Here is a 19,830-nt window from a genome sequence, read left to right as displayed (position 1 = left end):
CGCGGGTCACTTCGCCGGTTCCGCTGCCGGGACCGTGGCCGAAGGCGCGTCGTCGGCGACGGGCGGGTCGACCGCGATGTCGGTGGTCTCCCGCTCCTCCAGCACGATCTCGCGGCGGGCGTAGAAGATCCAGGTGATGATCGCAGCGACCACGTAGAAGCCGAGGAACACCCAGAAGGCAACCGTCGCAGACTGATTGGCCTTGTAGCTCGAACGCAGAACCAGGTTGATGGCGACGCCGCCGAGCGCACCGACCGCACCCGCGATGCCGATGAGTGCACCGGACATCTTGCGTGACCAGATCACGCGGCCCATGGTGTCGAGGCCGGTGAGGTTGCGCGACTTGTGTTCGAAGACGGTCGGAATGATCTTGTAGACCGAACCATTGGCGATGCCCGAGATCAGGAACAGCAGGATGAATCCGACGATGAAGCCGATCAGCTGAGCGGTACCGATCTTGTGATGGGCGTGTGCGTCGGCGGCCATTCCGGAGATCACCAGGACCGACGCCGATGCGATCATCGCGAGGAAGCACAGGAAGGTGATGCGGCCACCGCCGAAGCGGTCGGCGAGCTTGCCGCCGAACGGACGGGCGATGGAACCGAGAAGCGGTCCGATCCAAGCAATCTGGGCTGCGGCGAGTGCGGCATTACCGACGCCGGACGACTTGAAGCTGATCTGCAGCACCTGCGAGAAGGCAAAGCTGAAGCCGATGAACGAGCCGAACGTGCCGATGTAGAGAAGCGAGATCAACCACGTGTCGCGGTACTTCAGGCAATCGACCATGGAGCGATAGCTCGAGGTCTGGTGGTCGAGGTTGTCCATGTAGAGCGCGGCACCGATCGCGGCGAACGCGAGAGCGACGAGGTAGATGGCGCACACGATCTCCGGCTTGTCGGACGCCAACCAGATGACCAACAGCCCGATCAACTGGATCACCGGGACACCGATGTTGCCGCCGCCCGCGTTGAGTCCCAGTGCCCAGCCCTTGAGGCGGTGCGGGAAGAACGCGTTGATGTTGGTCATCGACGACGCGAAGTTGCCGCCGCCGAGGCCGGTGAGCGCCGCGGCAAAGAGGAACCAACCGAATCCGAACTTGCCCGGATTCAGCATCAGTATCAACACCAGGGTGGTCGGGATCAGCAGGACCACCGCGGAGAAGATCGCCCAGTTACGGCCGCCGAACTTGGCGGTCGCCGTGGTGTAGGGAATACGGAGGCACGCACCGACGAGAGTGGCCGTTGCCGTGATGGCGAACTTCTGGTCGAGGCTGATGCCGTACTCCGGCGACATGAAGAGCACCATCACCGAGAACAGCGACCAGATGGAGAAGCCGATGTGCTCGCAGATGATCGACCAGACGAGGTTGCGCTTGGCGATCTCTGCGCCGCCCGCATCCCAGGCTTGCCGGTCCTCCGGGTCCCATCCGGTGATGTGGTGTTTACGGGTGTAGGTGTAACTCATGTTGATGCCGCTTCCTGCAATGGGCTGAGGTGTCGCGACAACGGCGGCGCGACGTGATGTGTCTATGACCATAGGAAGCGCCTGTTGCAGGAAGTTTTCTGCGCGTGACCTCGCCGTCACAGTCTGCTCACCTGACGAGGCGGCGAGGTGTGAGAAGGGCAGTGTGACAAGACCGCGAGCATGAGAAGACCGCGAGACGTGCGAACTCTGCGTGGAAGAGCGGCCGAGCGGAGAGTCGACGGCCGGGCCGCGTGCCCGGCGTTAGAGCAAACCCTACTTCTTCGGCGCAGCCTTTGCGGCCGGTGCGGGCTTGGCGTTGAGATCGGCCTCGATCATCGGCCAGGTGTCGTGGAGATCCTGTTCCCAGTATGCCCAGGAGTGCGTCCCGCCCGATCGGGTCAGAACCTTGTTGGGCACGTTCAGCTGCCTCATACGCGCAACCATCTGCTGGGTGCAGTTGTTGACGGCCGCCTCGATGACCCCACCGAGCAGGACCTGGTTGGCGAGAGTGACCGGGTCACCGTTGATCAGTGGCGAGTCGAGCCGATCGTACTGGCCGGGCAGCCCCGTGCCGCTGGTCATGTAGACCTTGGTACCGCGCAGCTTGGCCGCGTTCAGATAAGGATCGTTCGCCCGCCACCCCGGGCCGCCGGGCACGCCCCACATGTTCACGATGTTTCCGCGTCCGCGATCGCCGACGACCATCCGAATGTATTGCAGCCCAAGCGGATCACTGGTTCGTGCACACCCGCTGTAGGCTGCGACGGCCTTGTAGAGCTTGGGCTCTGCGATCGCAAGATTGAGCACCGACGTACCGGCCATCGAGATGCCGGCGATCGCGTTGGCCTTGGTGGTCTTGAACTCCTTGTCGATGAGCGGCGGTAGTTCCTTGGTCAGGAACGTCTGCCACTTGTTGCGGCCGAGAACCGGGTCGTCGCGCTGCCAGTCGGTGTAATACGAGAATGCACCGCCGATCGGGGTGACCACGTTGACGTTCTTGTCGGCGAAGAACTGCGCGTACGACGTCTTGGCTGCCCATGTCGCCGAATCCTCGCCTCCGCCTGCGCCATTGAGCAGATAGAGGGTGGGCACCGGCTTACTGGTGTCCTTCGGATGCAGCACCGTGACGGGGATTGCCCTGTTCATCGATGCCGAGTAGACGATCAGCGTCGACTGCAGCGGCGAGTCATGGACGACGGTCTGAATGCTGGACGGGGGCGGAACGGGCGTCGGGTCGGCTGCGGCAACTCCGCTCATCGTGGCAGCGCCGACGATCACAGCCGCGAGCGCGGTCAGAGCCGTCGCACACCGAACTCCACGAAGTCGCACCATCAGCCCCTTTAGTCACACCAATAACAACAGCCTCAAATGTTACTGCCGCGCGCCGAGCGTCGCCAAATGCTCAGGGGCGTCGTTAGGCAGTTGTGACCACGGCATACGCCGAGCGTGTCGCCCCCCCCTGGACGTAGAAGGTGGTGACAATTCCCCGCAAACTCTATAGACTATTTTTAATAGACACCGTTTGAAGGAGTTCCCATGACCAGCACGCTGAGCGTCGAAGAAGAAGCCATCATCAAGACCGTTCGCGACTTCGTCGACAAGCAGGTACGCCCGGTGGTGCGGGAGTTGGAGCACTCGAACACCTACCCCGAGGACCTCATCGAGCAGATGAAGGAGATGGGCATCTACGGGCTTGCCATCCCCGAGCCGTACGGTTTCGCCCAGGTCTCCATGCCGTGCTACGCGCGGGTGACCGAAGAACTCGCCCGCGGCTGGATGAGTCTCGCGGGCGCGATGGGCGGGCACACCGTCGTCGCAAAGCTTCTCCTGACCTTCGGCACCGAGGAGCAGAAGGAGAAGTACCTGCCGCGCATGGCAACCGGCGAGATCCGCGCAACGATGGCGCTGACCGAACCCGGCGGCGGCTCGGACCTGCAGGCCATGCGCACCAGCGCTATCCGTGAGGGCGACGAGTACGTGATCAACGGCTCGAAGACGTGGATCTCCAATGCCCGCAAGTCCGACCTGGTCGCACTGCTCTGCAAGACCGACCCCAAGGCCCAGCCCGCGCACGCCGGCGTCTCGATCCTCCTCGTCGAGAAGGTGCCCGGCTTCGAGGTGTCCAAGGACCTGCCGAAGCTCGGTTACAAGGGCGTCGAGAGCTGCGAACTGAATTTCACCGACGCGCGCGTGCCCGCCGACGCCGTGCTCGGCGGCTCAGAAGGCAAGGGCTTCGCCCAGATGATGAAGGGCCTCGAGGTCGGCCGCATCCAGGTCGCCGCACGCGCCACGGGTGTCGCGCGAGCAGCATTCGACGACGCGCTGAGCTATGCACAGGACCGCGAGAGCTTCGGGGTGCCGATCTGGAAGCACCAGGCCGTCGGCAACATGCTCGCCACCATGGGAACAAAGCTCGCCGCGGCCCGCAGCCTGCTGTTCGACGCCGCCGACCGCGTCGGCACCGGACAACGCGCCGACATGGAGGCCGGAATGGCCAAGCTCTTCTGCTCGGAGACCGCGATGGAGATCGCGCTCGACGCCGTTCGCATCCACGGCGGCTACGGCTACTCCACCGAATACGACGTCGAGCGCTACTTCCGTGACGCACCGCTGATGATCGTCGGCGAGGGCACCAACGAGATCCAGCAGAACGTCATCGCGAAGCAACTCGTGAAACGCGGCGGACTCGACATCTGATCTGATCACCACACCCGAATATCACCGCGGAGGTGAGAGCATGCTCCCCCTGTCCGGAGTGACGGTCCTGTCGCTCGAACACGCTGTCGCAGCACCGTTTGCGACTCGACAGCTCGCCGATCTCGGCGCGCGTGTGATCAAGATCGAACGTCCCGGTACGGGCGACTTCGCCCGCGCCTACGACGAATCCGTCGACGGTCTTGCCAGCTACTTCGTGTGGCTCAACCGCTCCAAGGAGTCCGTTGCACTCGACGTGAAATCGGAGTCGGGTGCAAAGATGCTGCACGAGTTGGCCGATCGCGCCGACGTGATCGTCCAGAACCTCGGGCCGGGTGCCGCGCAACGACTCGGGCTCGGAGCCGACGAGGTGCGGGCGCGCGATCCGCGCAAGATCGTGCTCTCCATCACCGGCTGGGGCAGCACCGGACCGTGGGCTGATCGCAAGGCGTATGACCTTCTGGTGCAATGCGAAACGGGTCTGGTGTCGATGACCGGAACTCCCGACGACGTCGCAAAGGTCGGTGTCTCCATCGCCGACATCGCCGCCGGGATGTACGGATTCTCCGGAGTGCTCGCGGCGCTCTATCAGCGCCAGGTGACCGGCGAGGGCGCCACCCTCGAGGTTTCGCTGTTCGAGGCATTGAGCGAGTGGATGGGCCAGCCGGCCCACTTCACTCAGGGCGCGGGCAGACAACCGGGACGCTTCGGCGCCGCGCACGCCACCATCTCGCCGTACGGCCCGTACCCCGCCGCGGACGGACACATCTTTCTCCTCGCCATTCAGAACGAACCGGAGTGGCAACGGCTGTGCGAGAACGTCTTCGACGACGCCGCTCTCGCCGTCGATCCACGGTTCGCATCGAACACGTTGCGGGTGACCAATCGCGAGGCCGTCGACGCCGCGGTGACCGAGCATTTCGGCAGGATGACAACGGACGAACTGACCGCCCGACTCAAGCAGGCGAAGATAGCCTTCGGCGGCGTCAACACCGTCTCGGAGTTCCTCGACCATCCGGTTCTGGCGGGCCGTGACCGCTGGCGCAGCGTCGACACCGAGCGCGGACCGATACGAGCTCTGTTGCCGCCCATCGGTTTCGGTGACGAAGCGCGAATGGACCCGGTTCCGGCGCTCGGCGCCGACAGCATCGCCATCGCCCGCGAACTGGGCGCATCCGACGACGACATCGACGCACTCCTCTCGTCGGGCGTGCTCGGTGCACCCACACAGAAGACCGGTACCGCACAGGGAGGCACCTCGTGACCGACACCGCGACCACCACGTTGAGCAGCTACGTCGAGAACTGGGCACCGCAGCCCGTCGTCGAGGCCGACGCTCTCGATCCCGCACAGGCATCACGCCTGGCGGCCACCCTCGACCTGGACGAAACATTCAGCGCGGGTTCACAACTCCCGATGACCTGGCAGTGGGTCTACTTCTCCGAGTGGCCCCCCACCGGTGAACTCGGCCCCGACGGACATCCGACGGATGGCCACTTCCTCCCACCGATCCCCGACCGACGACGCATGTTCGCCGGGTCGTCGATCCGGATCGCCGAACCGCTCCGCCTCGGTACGCCCACACAGAAACGGACGAGCCTGCACGCGGTCACCGAAAAGCACGGCCGCACAGGCGACATGCTGTTCGTCACCGTGCGGTCGGAGTACATCCAAGACGACCGGACGGCCCTCGTCGAGGATCAGGACCTGGTGTACCGCAGCGACTCCGGATCGTCACGTCCGTTTGAGCGCGAGGTGGAGGAGCTCGGTCGGACGGACGCCGCGTGGACCGCGGAGCCGACGCCCAGCGCTCCCCTGCTGTTCCGCTACTCGGCGCTCACGTCGAACGCACACCGCATCCACTACGACCAGCCCTACGTGACGCAGGTCGAGGGCTATCCCGACCTCGTGGTCCACGGCCCACTTCTCGCGACCTACCTGGCCGAGCTGGTGCGGGCGAGGTCAGGGCAATCGTTGCGCAGCTTCGACTTTCGACTACGCAAGCCCCTGTTCCTCGGCGACGCATTCCGCCTCGAAGGCCGGCCATCGGGAGACGGCGATGACATCGAGCTGAAGATCGTCAGCGGTATCGACACGGTGCACGTCACCGGGCAGGGTGCGCTCGAATGAACGTCGACCTCATCCGTGCTGCCAGGACCTTCCTGTTCGTTCCCGGAAACCGCCCCGATCGCTTCGCGAAGGCCGAGGCGGCAGGCGCCGACGTCGTCGTGATCGACCTCGAGGATGCGGTGGCGCCCGACGACAAGGATGCCGCGAGATCCGATGTTGCCCAGTGGTTGTCGGCCGGACACCCCGCAGTTGTCCGGATCAACGGCGCAGACACGACATGGTTCGACGACGACGTCGCCATGCTCGGCGCGGTAAGCACACACAGCACGGTGGGCACACACAGCGCGGTCGGGACAGCGGCCATGATCGCCAAAGCCGAATCGCCGGAGATCGTTTGGAAGGTCGCCGCGGCAACAGAGGCTCCGGTCATCCCGCTGATCGAGACCGCGGTCGGTGTGCTCAACGCCCCTCGGATCGCCGCGACACCCGGCGTCGCACGCGTCGCCTTCGGCACCATCGATTTCGCGGCCGAACTCGGCGTCGACCCCGACGATCGCGAGGCGCTACTGAACGCGAGGTCGACGCTGGTTCTCGCGTCGGCTGCGGCGCGCGTCGCTTCGCCCGTCGACGGGGTCACGACGGCGCTGCGCGACACCGAGCAGCTCACAGACGATGTGGGATACGCCGCGCGAATCGGTTTGCGCGGCAAGCTCTGCATCCACCCGAGCCAAGTCGCTGCGGTGCACGACAGCCTCGCACCGACCGATGATCAGGTCGCGTGGGCACGGCGGATCGTCGACGCCACGCGTGCCGACGGGTCGGCTGTCGCCGTCGACGGCCACATGGTCGATCCGCCCGTCGTCGCACGCGCGCAGCAGATCCTCGCCGCGGTCCGGTCATGACCAGCGGTGCTGTCAGAATGGTTCCCGTGCAGGAGTATCACGAGACCGCCCGTGCGTCCGACGGCACCCGCCTGGCCGTCCAGGTACGCGGGAGCGGACCGGTGTTGCTCCTCCTACCCGGTCAGTCCAACAACCATCACTGGTGGGACCGCACCCGCAACGACTTCGCGCGCCACCGCACCACCGTCACCTTCGACTATCGCGGCACCGGCGCAAGCGATTCCCCCGACGGCGACTACAGCACGCAGTTATTCGCGCAGGATGCGCTGTCGGTGCTCGATGCGTTGTCAATCGGCCGATTCGACGTCTACGGCACATCCATGGGCGGGCGCACCGCGCAGTGGATCGCCATCTCCGCGCCCCATCGCGTCCGCAGACTCGTTCTCGGCTGCACGACTCCCGGAGGAAGCCATGCGCGCGAACGGGATTCGTCGGTCCGTCGCGCCCTGGCCGGCCCGGATGCCACGCAGGTCATGACCGACCTGATGTACACGCCCGAATGGCAGTCGGCCAACCCCGGGCCGTACACAGTTCTCGGTGACCCGACGATGACGTTACGCGCACGCCGACAACACTTGCGCGCCAGCGACTCTCACGATGCATGGGACCACCTGCCGGAGATCACCGCGCCAACCCTCATCCTCCACGGCTCCGACGACCGATTTGCACCGGTCGTCAACGCCGAGATCCTGGCGTCGGCCATTCCTGACGCCAGGACGCACGTCTTCGACGGCGCCCGGCACGCCTATTTCGACGAGTGTCGTGCAGAGGCCAGTCCGCTGGTGATGACTTTTCTCGACGACTAGCGGACTAGCCGTCGGCGCGGAGTCGATCGGCGAGTTCAGCGAGAGCGTCTGTCGCCGAGAACAATTCAGACCTCCGACGCTCCGACATTCCGTCGATTCCCACTGCGAGGGCTTCGACGTGCTCACGCACTCGCTCCTCGATGTAGGCGGTACCCGAATCGGTGATCGCGATGAGCGACGCCCGCCCGTCGGCCGGATCTGGACGGCGCTCGACCATTCCCGAGCGTTCGAGCGAGGCTATGAGCGCGGTCATGGCAGGCTGGTTGAGACCCTCGAGTAGGGCGAGGCTCGTTGCGCGCCGCGGCCCCCAGCGCCACAAACTGAACAGCGTCGACGAGCCGGCGATACTCAGGTCTCGGGTTCTGCGTTCGAGCGCGTCGGTCAACAGGTCGAACAGGCGGGTTGCGACCTCGACACTCGTCTCACCCTCACCCGCCATGCCCTTATCCTAGGCGGATTGCACATAATCCGTAAGTCGCCGGCAACGCCCTCGTCAACGCTGTGCGGCGAGGAGGTGTCCCGCGTTCCTGATGTGGTCGACCATCGCCGCCCGAGCGGCCTCGCCGTCGCGAGCACGCAACCCCGCGATGATCGCCCGATGGTCGGCGGCCGACGCCTGCGGCCACCCGTCGACCGAGGCGAAGAACCGACGCGGCGCATAGTTGAGCGATCCCTTGATCATCCACGAGAGCTTCGGAGAGCCGGCGGCAGAGTAGATCGACCGGTGGAACACATGGTTGAGTCGTTCCACTTCGTCGTAATCTGCTGTGTCAGCGGCATGTTCGAGATCCGCCTGGATCTTCTCAAGCGCGTCGAGATCGTCGTCGGACATCCGTGAGGTGGCGCGCGCGGCCAATTCGCCTGCGAGAAGCGATTGCCCGACGAAGACATCCTCGATGTCGTTGGCGCTCAACGGAGAAACCATGAAGCCGCGGCGCGGTTCGACGCGCAGCAAGCCCTCGCTCTGCAGGGTCAGCAGTCCCTCACGCATCGGTGTCGCAGAGATGTCCAGTTCGGCCGCCATCGTCTCCGGACGGATGAACTGTCCAGGCTCGAGTTGACCGGAGACGATCAGCTCGCGCACATGCTCGGCCGCCTCGTCGGACAGTCGTGGCCGACGCCTGCGGGTGCGTGCGGGAACGTCGGCACTCATGGCAAACAATATAGTCTATTGAGTTGGGCGCGGCGGTAACGTCGATGGAGTGCGTCTGACAACACTTCTCGCCACGGGCCTGGGTACCGCAGCAGCGGCAGCCGTCGGCAGCATCGCGTCTCGCTCGGCACTGCAGTCGTGGTACCCGAAACTGAACAAGCCGTCGTATGTGCCACCCGATCTCGCATTCCCGATCGTGTGGACCGCACTCTATGCCGACATCGCGGTGACATCGGCGATCAGCATCGACGAACTGAACGAACACGACGCCGCCGAGGCGAAGAAGTACATCGCAGCGCTCGGGACCAATCTGGTGCTCAACGCCGGCTGGAGCTGGCTGTTCTTCGGCGCGCACCGACTCGGAGCGTCGGCGATCACCGCGTTGGCACTGACCGCGAGCAGCGCCGACCTCGCGCGGCGCACGGCCAAGGTCTCGCCGGGCGCGGGGGCCGCGCTGACGCCGTACCCGCTGTGGTGCGGCTTCGCGACGAAGTTGTCGACAGACGTCTGGCGGCTCAATCGCGCGCAGCGTTGACCGCCCCGACGTCGCCGCTACCCGCGCAGTCGACCGGGGTCTTCGCGTCACTGTCGGTACACAACTACCGCCTCTACTTCGGCGGTCAGGCGGTCTCGCTGATCGGGACGTGGATGCAGGCCACGGCGCAGGCCTGGCTGGTGCTCACGCTCAGCGGGTCGTCGTCGATCCTCGGTCTGATCGTCGCTCTGCAGGCGCTACCGATCCTGATCATCGGGCCGTATGCGGGCGTGATCGCCGACCGCGTCGACCGGCGTCTGCTCATGATCTTTCTGCAGTCGATCATGGGTGTGCTCGCGCTGGTGCTGGCGATCCTCACACTCGGCGGCTGGATCGAGGTGTGGCAGATCGCGATCCTCGCGCTACTCCTCGGGCTCAACAACGCATTCGAGAATCCGGCGCGACAGGCCTTCATCCACCAGATCGTCGGCGAATCGTTGATCCGCAACGCGGTTACCCTGAACTCCGTCATGGTGAACGCCGCGCGAGCGATCGGTCCCGCGGTGGCGGGCGTTCTACTCGCAGCCGTGGGCGCCGGATGGTGCTTCGTCATCAATGCGACGAGCTTCGTCGCGGTCGTGGTCTCACTCGTCGCGATGCGAACCTCGGAGATCTCCCACGAGATTCCCGTCCCCCGCGCCAAGGGACAGCTCCGTGAGGGCCTGCGCTACGTCCGGAGCAAACCCATCCTGTGGGTTCCGCTGGTCATGATGGCGCTCGTCGGCACGCTCGCATACGAGTTCCAGGTATCGCTCCCCGTTGCCGCCCGTGACGTCTTCGACGGCGGACCGCAGGCTTTCGGATTCATGACGTCGTCGATGGGGGTCGGCGCGGTCGTCGGCGGCCTCATCGTCGCCGCACGCGGCACCACAGGCCTGCGCACGCTGATCGTGACCGCGACCGGATTCGGCATCACCATCGCGGTGACAGCGGCAGCACCCAGCTTGTGGCTGGCGATCGTGGCGCTGTTTTTCGTCGGCTGGCTCAGCGTCTCGTTCATGTCGACGGGCAACGCGACGCTTCAGCTCAACTCACGCCCGCAGATGCGCGGTCGGGTGATGGCACTGTGGTCGGTCGCCTTCATGGGGTCGACACCGATCGGCGGACCGTTGATCGGTGCGATCACCCAGGTGGCCGGGGCGCGCACGGGGCTCGCCGTTGGTGCGGCGTCGTGCTTCGTCGCCGCGGCAATCGGGCTCGCGGTGTGGCGGCGCACCCGCTGACCAGCAATTACCCGATTCGGCGCAAACCGGACGTCGATTAGGCCCGACAGCTGTCTCACAGCAAGAATCACAGGATCGGGGAGTACCGTTCCTCGATGCAACACACCATTTAGGGCGACTCATGATCTCTGGTCGCCGGGTTAACGGAGGGTGAGCAATCGTAAGCCAGCAGACGACGCCGCGACTGCCAGAACCCGAAGGCTCCCCCGAAAGCGACAAAGCAGACACAACGGTGCTGGCCGAAACGCCGTCGCTGACCGAGAAACCGTCGCTGAACGAAAAACCCCGCCGCGACAAGCACCTGTATCAGATCGATCTGGTCCGGCTCGTGACCTTCGGAGGCGTGATCCTCGATCACGTCATGATCGGCATCACCGCCGCGACAAGTGTTGCCGCAGGCTCCGTCGAGGTCTTTCTTCGCTACACCCGATATGGCTTCTTCGCGCTCACCGGCTTTGTGCTGACGTATCAGTACCGAAACCGCAGCCTCGAACCGATCAGCTTCTGGCGCCGTCGATTCAAGCTCATCGGTCTGCCCTTCGTGACGTGGACACTGTTCTACTGGCTGTACGGGCGATACCGTATCGGCGGCCTGGAGACGTTGAAAGGCATTGTCGCCGATCAACATTCGATGGTGACCGCAGCCAAGAGCATCGGCTACGACCTCATCACCGGCAACGCGATGTATCACCTGTACTTCTTGTCGGTGAGCATGCAGATCTACCTGTTCTTCCCGCTCATCCTCGCGATCCTCAAGCGCACGTGGGGTTTTCACCGTTACCAGTTGATCGTGAGCTTCGCGATCCAGGTGACGTTGATGTACCTCATGGTCCGTCCGCCGCTCGACATATTTGCCGACGGCGTCGGCGGCGTGATCTGGACGCACCTGGTCATCACGATTTTCCCGTATCAGTTCTTCATCCTCGCGGGATGTGTCGCTGCCATGCACTACGAGGCGTTCCAGGCGTTCGTGATCCGTTGGCGCTGGGCACTTCTCGCGGCGTGTGTCGCGACCATCGGCGCCACGCTCGCGTACTACCTGCACATCACGTCGACCGGCACGAGCGTCGCGCGCGCCACCAACGTGTTCCTGCCACACAACGTCTACGCATTCATCGCGATCATCATGATGTTGTACTGCCTGGGCACCATCTGGCAGCAGCGTCGAACACCGGGGTCGGTCCCCGACAAGATTCTCCGCACGGCGTCGGACAGATCGTTCGGGATCTACCTCGCGCATCCCCTCGCGCTGAGCGCGCTGCTGCCCACCATCGCACCGGCGTCGTGGCCCGGTGTTCCGCGCGTGATCTTTGCCTACGCGGCCACCGTTGCGGCAACCATCTTCGTGGTCGAGGTGCTTCGACGCAGCCCCATCAGCCTGATCACCACCGGTCGTAATCGCCTCGATTGGCGATCGCAGAATGTCGGCCGATCGCTGGCCGTCGCGGCGGTGGCGGTTGTCGGCGGAGTGATCGCCTCAGAGGTGTTCGACGTCTGGGCCGGCTACCTGTTCGCCGCGACCGGAGCGCTACTCGCGATCTCCGCCGGGATCGTCGCGTGGCATCATTGGCGCAACCGTGACGACGAGTTCACCGAACAGCCGGTCTGATAAAACCAGCGTGCACGAAAAAGCCCCGACGACATCGTCGGGGCTTTTTACCTGTGTCTGATGTAAATCAGAGAGCGGTCACGTTGGTGGCCTGAAGTCCTTTGGCGCCCTGTTCGACGTCGAACTCGACGCGCTGCTGCTCCTCGAGGCTGCGGAAGCCGCTGCCCGTGATGGCGGAGTAGTGAACGAACACGTCCTGGCTCTGGTCATCGGGAGCAATGAAGCCGAAGCCCTTCTCGCCGTTGAACCATTTGACGGTGCCCTGAGTCATGCAATTTCTCTTCCTGTTTTGCTGAGCCGTCAGTTCGACGACCCGACTTCTAGTGTGTCACACATTGGGGCCTGTCCACGATCCGATGTCCACAAGGACACGAATCCCTTCGAGCGGACGACATTCGCTGGGCGAATCGGCCGATCACACCGAGACCGCGGGGGCGTTGATCGTGATCGCCTGCGATGCAATGCCGCCGTGGCCGTCGTCGACCGTGATCACGAAGCTGTCAGGGTTGGTCGAGCCCGGAGTGTCGGGGCTATAGGTCCATGTGCCAGTCGTCGGATCGATGACCACCGCGCCGTGGGCCGGCTGACCACTGACCGAATAGGCCAGTGTGTCTCCGTCAGCGTCCGAGCCGTGCGCAGTTCCGGTCACGACGCCCGTCGGGATCACACTCAGGGTGGCATCGGAGTTGGCGGTGTAGAGACGCGTGCCATCCGGGGTGAGCGCGACGCCGTTCGGCTGCGCGCTCACCGCGTACGTCCCGAGAACCTGCTGGTAGGTCGGGCTCTGCGGATCGACGTCGATGACCGAGACGACTCGTGCCGTTTCTTGGCTGACGTACAGGAGCTTGCCATCTCCGCTGACTGCAGCGCCAGTCACCCCAATCGCGTCGATCGTGGCGATCTCCTGTTGGTAGGTGCTGCTGGCGGGATCCATGTCGATGATGCAGACGGAACTGGTTACGGAATCGGATATTGCCAGGTAAAGACGTGTGTTGTCCGGACTGACCGCCACACCATAGACATATGGGCGTGACGGATAGGTCGCGATCACCGTCCCCTGGGTCGAGCCACCCCTGACGTCGATGGCAACGACGCCGTCGAGGGTGTTCGTATACAACGTGTTGCCATCGGGGCTCAGTGTCACGGCGACGGGCACGTCTGGGACGGCGATCCTCGCAACGGCGGTGCCCATGGTCGAACTCGTCGGATCGAGGTCGATCACGTTCACAAACTTCCTGAGCGCATTATCGATGATGTAGGGCGAGCTATCGGCGACGTAGAGAGTCTTGCCGTCCGGCGTGACGGCCACTCCCGTCGCACGATGGGAAGACACCTCCGTGACGACCTGGTTGTAGGTTGGGCTGGCTGGATCGGCGTCGACGACCACGACCCTGTTCCAACGAACGTCGCCGACAAAGGCGTACTTGCCGTTCGAGCTCACCGTCACCGCGGCGGGCCAACTTGCGTCGGTCAATTGAATAGTGCCGGCAGTTGGCGCATTCGAGGTCACCGACAACGTGGGTGCCTGGTTCTCCGGGGTGATCGGCACGACGACCGAGGCAGTCTGACCCGCCGTTGTGGTCGCCGACAAGTAGTGCGAGTGAACGGGATTCGACGATGTGTCGTCAGATACCGACACGGCGAACGAGTCGGTCGTCGTAGCGGTACTTGATGTGTCACTGAGCGAATGAGCGTATGCGGGGTCGGGCGTGTAGGTGTACGTGCCGTCCGGATTGATCACCACCGTGCCGTGTTCGGGTTGAGTGAGGACGGTGTAGGTCAGCACATCACCGTCGGGGTCGCTGGCGCCGAGTGACCCGGTGACCACACCGGTCGATGCATCCACCAGCGGCGTCGAGGGCGACACCGTCGGATACGAATTGAAGAACCGTCGATTGACCTGCTGCCACGCCGCCCACGCGAACACCAGCGCAGGCGCCGGCGCGGGGGCGCTTGGGTCATGCGCCACAAGCGGATTGAACCCCAGCACGCTGAACAGCGTCGCAATGAACTTCGTCGGCGCATTCACCACTCGCACCCCACCCGACGTCGTCACCGGCGCGGGACCCGAACCGACGACCACCTGCGTCGCAGACGCGTCGGCAGCGGTACCGGCCAACGGGTTCACGACCGACAGAGACGCCACGCGGGAAGTCGGGATCTCGACGACCGCCGCACTGTCCGGGGTAGCGCTGCGAGGTGTGGCGGTGTCGCTGCGTGGTGTGGCGGTGTGTGGGCTGTCGCCCGACGACGCCGCGGCCGACGTTGAGGGTGCACCGGATGTCACTGTGCGAATCGACGGCGCAGACGGCGCTCCTGTCGGCTGGTCGACGTGTGAAGGTGTCGACGTGTCCGCGGGCGGATCGGTCTCGGTCGGCGTAGCGGGGGGCGCGATGGGCTGCGACGTCGTCGACCCAGCGTCCGACGACCCAGGGCTAGTGGAACCAGGGCTAGTGGAACCAGGACTAGTAGAACCAGGACTCGGCGAACCAGCATCCGAAGACGGTGTCTCCGCGGGCGCGGCCTGCGAGTGTGCGTCCGGTGGTGTGGCAGTCGATGGTGTGGCAGTCGGGTCCGACGAGCCGGTCGGCCCCTCTGTCGATACCGAGGAGTCAGCGGGCGCGGCCTGTGCAACCGAGGAGATCGTCGCCTGCCCTCCCCACCACAACACAGCACCGATCCCCGCACCCGCCACCGCCGCCCGCACCCTGCGAGTCGAACCGCTACATCTGGCCTGGGTCATCGTGTTGTCTCGGTCATCGGGTGGTCTCGGTCATCGTCACTCCTCAGTGATGGGGAAGCCTCGCGTCGGCCGCGCAGAGTCGACACGCGGGCGGCGCGCGCCCGCACCGCAAACGATTCCAACTACTGCGATCACTGGAAAGCCCCATCATTTGGGGACACAATTGCCGTATCGGAGGCGGCTATTTCGGCGGATTCCGACGCGGCATAGGAAGCCAGCCGTCTTCTACGGCTCTTTTGTAGAGGTCCGTCTTCGTCGGAGCGTCGCGATGCACCTCGCGGTACTTGCTACGAATGCGCTCGATGTATTCGTTGACGGTGTCCGGAGAGAGCCCCATGACCCGAGCGACGTGAGCCCCCGATCCGCCTGCGGCGTACAGTTCCAACACTTCTCTCAGTCGCGTGGGAAGGTCGACGAATTGCGGGTCTGAGTCGAGCGCCGCCGCCCAATCCATCGACACAACGGTCGACCCCGCCGCTGCCGTACGCACCGCTGCGCACACCTCTGCCTTCGTCGCGTTCTTGCGGACGACGCCAAGAGTTCCAGCACCTGCCGCATCCCGAACCAAATAGGGTTCGTCTCCTGACGTGTAGACGAGCGTCGCTACTCCGGCTTGCGATAACTCGGCGATGTTGCGCGCAGGCGTCGACCCGTCACCGAGTCGGAGATCGAGAACGACCAGGTCAAGTGGGACGCCCATGTCGGGAGAGCCGGGTCCGAGCTGAGCAAGGAGTTCTTCGACGGTGTGCGCGCCGACAACCAATTGCAGGTCACGTGTATCCGCGAAGAAACCCCGTAAGCCCTCGATCACCGAATCGTGATCATCGATGACTCCGATTCGCCGGATCTGACTTTCGGATTCTTCCGAATTCACCATGGGATAGTCCCTTCGGGAAAGTGGTCGGAATGTGCTCTCTACGAGACAGCACGAGCTGCTTGGGGGAATAATGCGGGCGGTGACCGCACGGCAATTCCCCCGACCATATCGGTCGGTGTCCGAGTTCCGTCGGAACAGTGCGAGGCGACCATCGAAGAATGCCACGCACCAATCGCCCACCGCGGACTCCGCTGCCTCTCGAACGGCTGTCTCTCGAACGCTTCGCTACTACGGATTGTTTGCGGGCGCGGCCTACTGCGTGTTCATTCCATTTCTGATTCCCGCAGTAGCGCAAGCACGCTCGATATCGGCGTGGTGGTGGACTCCGACGGCATTGATCTGTGCAGCACTCCCGGGCGTCATCGTCGGAGTTCATTGCCTGATCTCGGCCAATCCGGTCCGGCTCCGACGGTGGGCCGCCCTCGGAGCACTCGGTGTGCTCGTGGCGGAACTCCTCTGGTGGCCTGCGTGGAACGGCACACCGCTCGACGATGCCACCGTCTACTGGCTCGGACCCTTCGTGGTGTTGGGCACGATCTGCGCGATGATCGCATGGAAACCTGCCCCGGCAGCTCTGTATCTGATCGTCTGCGCGATCACGATCAAGGTCACCGGCAATGTGACCCAGGGGATTTCGTCGCCGGCGACGATGATTGCCGACGCCGCGTGCAGCGCGGCATTTGCCATCGTGCCGTTCGCACTCGGCGTGTCCGGATTGCGCATCGCGGCCACCCTCGACCGCAACTCTGCCGCTGAGATCGCCCTCGCCGAGCAGACGGCTGCGACCCGCGCGCGGTTGGCCGAACGCGCGCTCACACGGGCGATCACCCACGACGAGATCATGTCCACTCTTCTTGAGGCCGCACGAAACCCGGACTCGCCTCGACTCCCCTCTCGTGCAACCGCAACGCTGGTCGCGCTCGACGACGCCCTGCGCGAGACGACGTCGGGTCTCAATCCAGAACCTGCCGGGGTCGTGCGCAGGCTCAGCGAGGCCGCGCAGCACAACGATCCCGGCATGACTGTGAGCAGCGACGTGCGCGCATCCGCCGGATCGACATTTCCGCAGGTGTCCGTGGAAGCGTTGGTCGGCGCGACCGCGGAGGCCGCTCGCAACTGCTTTCGGCACGTTCCACCCGAGTGCAGCCGATCCTGCCGAATACTCGTCGAAGATCATGGGATCGAGGTCACCATCGGTGATGACGGGCCTGGTTTCGATCGCCTTGCTGTGCCACGTGAGCGGCTCGGACTCGCGATGTCCGTCGAGGAACGATTACGGCGGGTCGGTGGTGAGGCGACCGTCGACTCCGGTCCCGGCAGGGGCACCACCGTGACGCTCGTCTGGCACAGGCCTGCCGATCCCGTCCGCGTCGATGAACCCGACCCACTCCGCCTGCGTTCATCCACCGCTCGGGTGCTCGCTGCGTCGATCGTCATCGTCCTTGCTGCGGCTGCTGCACTCAATCCGGGTTCCGCTCCCTGGTGGGTCCCGGTAGGGATCGTCGTCATGATGGCGGTCGCGGTCGCGTTCCTGGTCGGCGGCGCAACAGACGTCCTGCGCCCACTGCCGGCACTCTTCGTCGCAGCGGTGCCCGCGCTCATGTGCGCCACCTACCTCTTCGCACTCGAAGACACCACGCAGGCGATTCCCCTGTGGGTGACCGGCCCACCGGCGCTGATCGCGGCACTGCTCGCGATGAGGGGACGGCCCGCCACAGCGATCATCGGCTTCGCCGTTGCCCTGGCGGTGACAGGTCTGTGGTCGTACGCCGCCACGGGCAACGCACTTCCCGGAATTCTGCTGATCGGCCCCTCTGGCGGCTTCGTCGCGATCGGCATCGTGTTTGCGCGGGTCAATCGAACGCTGGCGCGTGATCTGACCGACAGTCGACAACGAACGGCAGAAGCTGCGGGCAACGTCGCCGCGGCGCGTGCCGCGGCCCAGGAACGCGCCCGACAACTCGAACCGGTCACCGCATTGGCCCGACCGCTCCTGCTGCGACTCTGCGGAGGCGAGCGCCTTGACGACGCAACCCGAACCGAATGCAGCCTCACCGAGGCGCGGCTACGAGATCTGTTGCGTTCCAGGGCATTGTGCACTCCGGACATCAACGCCGCGGTCGACGATGCCCGACGTCGAGGGGTCGCGGTGAGCCTCCTCGACGACCGCGGACTCGATCGCCCCGACAGCGACGCCCCGGATCCTCTCGACAAGTCCACACGCGAGCTGATCATCGGCACGCTCCGCCGAGCGGCGGACGGCGCAGTCCGCATACGTGCGCTGCCACGGCACCGCACGTTTGCTGTGAGCGTCGTCGCCGAGGCCGACGACCGATGCGAGTGGGTCGGAGTCGACGCTGATGGCCGGGTCCGCACGACAGTCACCGAGATGGGGATTACCGACCTGGGATTCATAGAATCACCGAGATGACGGAGGTTCCCTCTCGGCGACCGTCGTGTTCGGAGGCACCGACCGTCGTCGAAACGTCACGCTCGGATGTAGACGCCGCCCAGCTCGCGGCCCCCTCCCCAGGGCACCACGCGAGCTGGGCAGATAACAGCGGCGGCAATGGTCACAACAACCTGCACCCACGAGATCTCCATCCACACTGACATTCGTCCGACGGCGGCCTACCCCCTCACCCCGGTGGCACCGGAGCCATGACCAACGCTAAAGGCACCCCGCCTCACGCACATGCCCCAGCTTTCAGGGACACCGACTGGGACGCCGGCTTTCAGGAAAAATCGGGCGCCGGATCAGGCGACCGGACCGCCGAGCGATTCGACGACGAGGCCCGCGACGCCGGCCTTGCCGCGCGTCGTCGGGTGATACGGAATCGGCGGAGCGAACCCGCGCAGCCACGGCTGTGCAGAACACACGGTGTAGTCGGCGCCGGCGACCGACGCCTGGACCAGGTCGACGCCTGTCTCGTGTGCCGCCAGCGCTGTGGCGTCCGCGAGTCTGTCGAAGATCCGCACCGTCTGCGCAGTCTGCTCGGGCGTGAGTGGCAGCAGGTCGCATGGCGCCTCACCCGCGACGGTGAGCGGTGGGTAGTCGACGAGCACCACTCGCGCGTGAGGAGCACGCAGCTTGATCTCCAACACCGTTTGGATCAATAGGCGCTGAACCCTCGCGTAGTCGGCGTCGGTGGGTTCCGCGGCGATCCGATGCCCGGTGTGACAACTCCTGGCGGCCGGCCCCAAAGCTTTGTCGACGCCGCTCGCGACGTTGTTGCAACTCATCGCGAGCAATCGACCGATGTAGTCGATGTCGTTTCCGCCACTGGTGACGGTCACGAGCGCGGTGTTGCGGGTGACGGCATCGATCTGCTTATGCGCGAGGAATCGTTGCGGCTTGTCGACGATGTTCTCCGTCGTCGCACCCGAACACGTGGCGTCGACCAGTCGCAGGCGCATCGCTTTGGCCACCCGATTGGGGTAGTTGTCGGGGCTGCGGAAGCAGACGTTCAGTCGCGTCGGTACGGCGTCTGGACCCGCGGCGTACGAACTTCCGAGCGCCACATACGCCGGCGGTGTCTCAGCGGAGGCACGGACGGCAGGCTTGACGGTCGGCCCATGCGACGTGCCGTCTCCGCTGACGCCGGGCACGACCACTGCCGCGGCAGCGAGAAGTGCACCGGCGGCAATACCCATGCGGCGGAACAGGCGTCGAGACACGCCTGTGATCTTCCCATATTCCTGGCGCAGACCGTCGCGACCACACCCGTCGCCCCTCATGACCGCCGGTCGGCGA

General features: G+C 64.8%; 17 protein-coding genes. 9 read left to right on the top strand and 8 right to left on the bottom strand.

Annotated features, from left to right (window positions below):
* Positions 1 to 6: 6 nt before the first annotated feature.
* Together ABW18_RS03975 and ABW18_RS03970 are read right to left on the bottom strand one after the other, a co-directional pair.
* Positions 7 to 1,464, bottom strand: coding sequence for a nitrate/nitrite transporter (locus ABW18_RS03975; protein ID WP_049697704.1), 1,458 nt, complete (start codon positions 1,462 to 1,464; stop codon positions 7 to 9).
* A gap of 273 nt (positions 1,465 to 1,737) precedes the next feature.
* The gene (locus tag ABW18_RS03970; protein WP_049697703.1) at positions 1,738 to 2,796 is read right to left on the bottom strand and encodes an alpha/beta hydrolase; all 1,059 of its coding nucleotides are present in this window, start codon (positions 2,794 to 2,796) and stop codon (positions 1,738 to 1,740) included.
* A gap of 204 nt (positions 2,797 to 3,000) precedes the next feature.
* Between ABW18_RS03970 and ABW18_RS03965 the strand changes: the two genes are divergently transcribed.
* From ABW18_RS03965 to ABW18_RS03945, 5 genes are read left to right on the top strand one after another with little or no spacing between them, the layout of a single operon-like run.
* A complete protein-coding gene (locus tag ABW18_RS03965; protein ID WP_049697702.1) occupies positions 3,001 to 4,161 on the top strand; it encodes an acyl-CoA dehydrogenase family protein in 1,161 nt (386 codons plus the stop codon).
* Between the two features lie 40 nt (positions 4,162 to 4,201).
* The gene (locus tag ABW18_RS03960; RefSeq protein ID WP_049697701.1) at positions 4,202 to 5,422 is read left to right on the top strand and encodes a CaiB/BaiF CoA transferase family protein; all 1,221 of its coding nucleotides are present in this window, start codon (positions 4,202 to 4,204) and stop codon (positions 5,420 to 5,422) included.
* Positions 5,419 to 6,288 carry an HTD2 family dehydratase gene (locus ABW18_RS03955; RefSeq protein ID WP_049697700.1) on the top strand — a complete coding sequence of 290 codons (870 nt, stop codon included), beginning with the start codon at positions 5,419 to 5,421 and terminating at the stop codon, positions 6,286 to 6,288. The genes ABW18_RS03960 and ABW18_RS03955 overlap by 4 nt, the downstream gene beginning before the upstream one ends.
* Positions 6,285 to 7,130 (top strand): HpcH/HpaI aldolase/citrate lyase family protein, encoded by an 846-nt coding sequence (locus ABW18_RS03950; protein WP_049697699.1) that lies wholly within the window; start codon positions 6,285 to 6,287, stop codon positions 7,128 to 7,130. The genes ABW18_RS03955 and ABW18_RS03950 overlap by 4 nt, the downstream gene beginning before the upstream one ends.
* Positions 7,127 to 7,936: an alpha/beta fold hydrolase gene (locus ABW18_RS03945; RefSeq protein ID WP_049697698.1), complete on the top strand. Its 810-nt coding sequence runs from the start codon at positions 7,127 to 7,129 to the stop codon at positions 7,934 to 7,936. The genes ABW18_RS03950 and ABW18_RS03945 overlap by 4 nt, the downstream gene beginning before the upstream one ends.
* Positions 7,937 to 7,940: 4 nt before the next feature.
* Here ABW18_RS03945 and ABW18_RS03940 read toward each other — a convergent pair whose 3' ends face one another.
* Complete coding sequence (locus ABW18_RS03940; RefSeq protein WP_049697697.1) at positions 7,941 to 8,375, bottom strand: MarR family winged helix-turn-helix transcriptional regulator; 435 nt, start codon at positions 8,373 to 8,375, stop codon at positions 7,941 to 7,943.
* A 54-nt stretch (positions 8,376 to 8,429) separates the two neighbouring features.
* The gene (locus ABW18_RS03935; protein ID WP_049698039.1) at positions 8,430 to 9,089 is read right to left on the bottom strand and encodes a GntR family transcriptional regulator; all 660 of its coding nucleotides are present in this window, start codon (positions 9,087 to 9,089) and stop codon (positions 8,430 to 8,432) included.
* A 49-nt stretch (positions 9,090 to 9,138) separates the two neighbouring features.
* On the opposite strand from ABW18_RS03935, the gene ABW18_RS03930 reads away from it, so the two are divergent.
* The 3 genes from ABW18_RS03930 to ABW18_RS03920 all read left to right on the top strand — a co-directional run bounded on the left by ABW18_RS03930 (position 9,139) and on the right by ABW18_RS03920 (position 12,456).
* Positions 9,139 to 9,624: a TspO/MBR family protein gene (locus ABW18_RS03930; RefSeq protein WP_049697696.1), complete on the top strand. Its 486-nt coding sequence runs from the start codon at positions 9,139 to 9,141 to the stop codon at positions 9,622 to 9,624.
* Positions 9,621 to 10,847: an MFS transporter gene (locus tag ABW18_RS03925; RefSeq protein WP_049697695.1), complete on the top strand. Its 1,227-nt coding sequence runs from the start codon at positions 9,621 to 9,623 to the stop codon at positions 10,845 to 10,847. The genes ABW18_RS03930 and ABW18_RS03925 overlap by 4 nt, the downstream gene beginning before the upstream one ends.
* A gap of 232 nt (positions 10,848 to 11,079) precedes the next feature.
* Positions 11,080 to 12,456 carry an acyltransferase gene (locus tag ABW18_RS03920; RefSeq protein ID WP_049697694.1) on the top strand — a complete coding sequence of 459 codons (1,377 nt, stop codon included), beginning with the start codon at positions 11,080 to 11,082 and terminating at the stop codon, positions 12,454 to 12,456.
* A 67-nt stretch (positions 12,457 to 12,523) separates the two neighbouring features.
* Here the strand turns inward: ABW18_RS03920 and ABW18_RS03915 are convergent, their stop codons facing one another.
* From ABW18_RS03915 to ABW18_RS03905, 3 genes are all read right to left on the bottom strand, one after another.
* Positions 12,524 to 12,727 (bottom strand): cold-shock protein, encoded by a 204-nt coding sequence (locus ABW18_RS03915; protein WP_005207466.1) that lies wholly within the window; start codon positions 12,725 to 12,727, stop codon positions 12,524 to 12,526.
* Positions 12,728 to 12,871: 144 nt separating this feature from the next.
* Positions 12,872 to 14,743 (bottom strand): Ig-like domain-containing protein, encoded by a 1,872-nt coding sequence (locus ABW18_RS03910; protein ID WP_049697693.1) that lies wholly within the window; start codon positions 14,741 to 14,743, stop codon positions 12,872 to 12,874.
* Between the two features lie 637 nt (positions 14,744 to 15,380).
* Positions 15,381 to 16,076, bottom strand: coding sequence for a response regulator transcription factor (locus ABW18_RS03905; RefSeq protein WP_049697692.1), 696 nt, complete (start codon positions 16,074 to 16,076; stop codon positions 15,381 to 15,383).
* A 259-nt stretch (positions 16,077 to 16,335) separates the two neighbouring features.
* Between ABW18_RS03905 and ABW18_RS03900 the strand changes: the two genes are divergently transcribed.
* The gene (locus ABW18_RS03900; protein ID WP_152929998.1) at positions 16,336 to 18,507 is read left to right on the top strand and encodes a sensor histidine kinase; all 2,172 of its coding nucleotides are present in this window, start codon (positions 16,336 to 16,338) and stop codon (positions 18,505 to 18,507) included.
* A 326-nt stretch (positions 18,508 to 18,833) separates the two neighbouring features.
* Here the strand turns inward: ABW18_RS03900 and ABW18_RS03895 are convergent, their stop codons facing one another.
* Positions 18,834 to 19,754 (bottom strand): SGNH/GDSL hydrolase family protein, encoded by a 921-nt coding sequence (locus ABW18_RS03895; RefSeq protein WP_049698038.1) that lies wholly within the window; start codon positions 19,752 to 19,754, stop codon positions 18,834 to 18,836.
* Between the last annotated feature and the right edge of the window lie 76 nt (positions 19,755 to 19,830).

Origin of the sequence: Gordonia jacobaea (genome assembly GCF_001186365.1) — a bacterium.
GTDB lineage: Bacteria > Actinomycetota > Actinomycetes > Mycobacteriales > Mycobacteriaceae > Gordonia > Gordonia jacobaea.
Note: the sequence above shows the minus strand (reverse complement) of the source record. Positions and strands in the feature narration are given on the sequence as shown.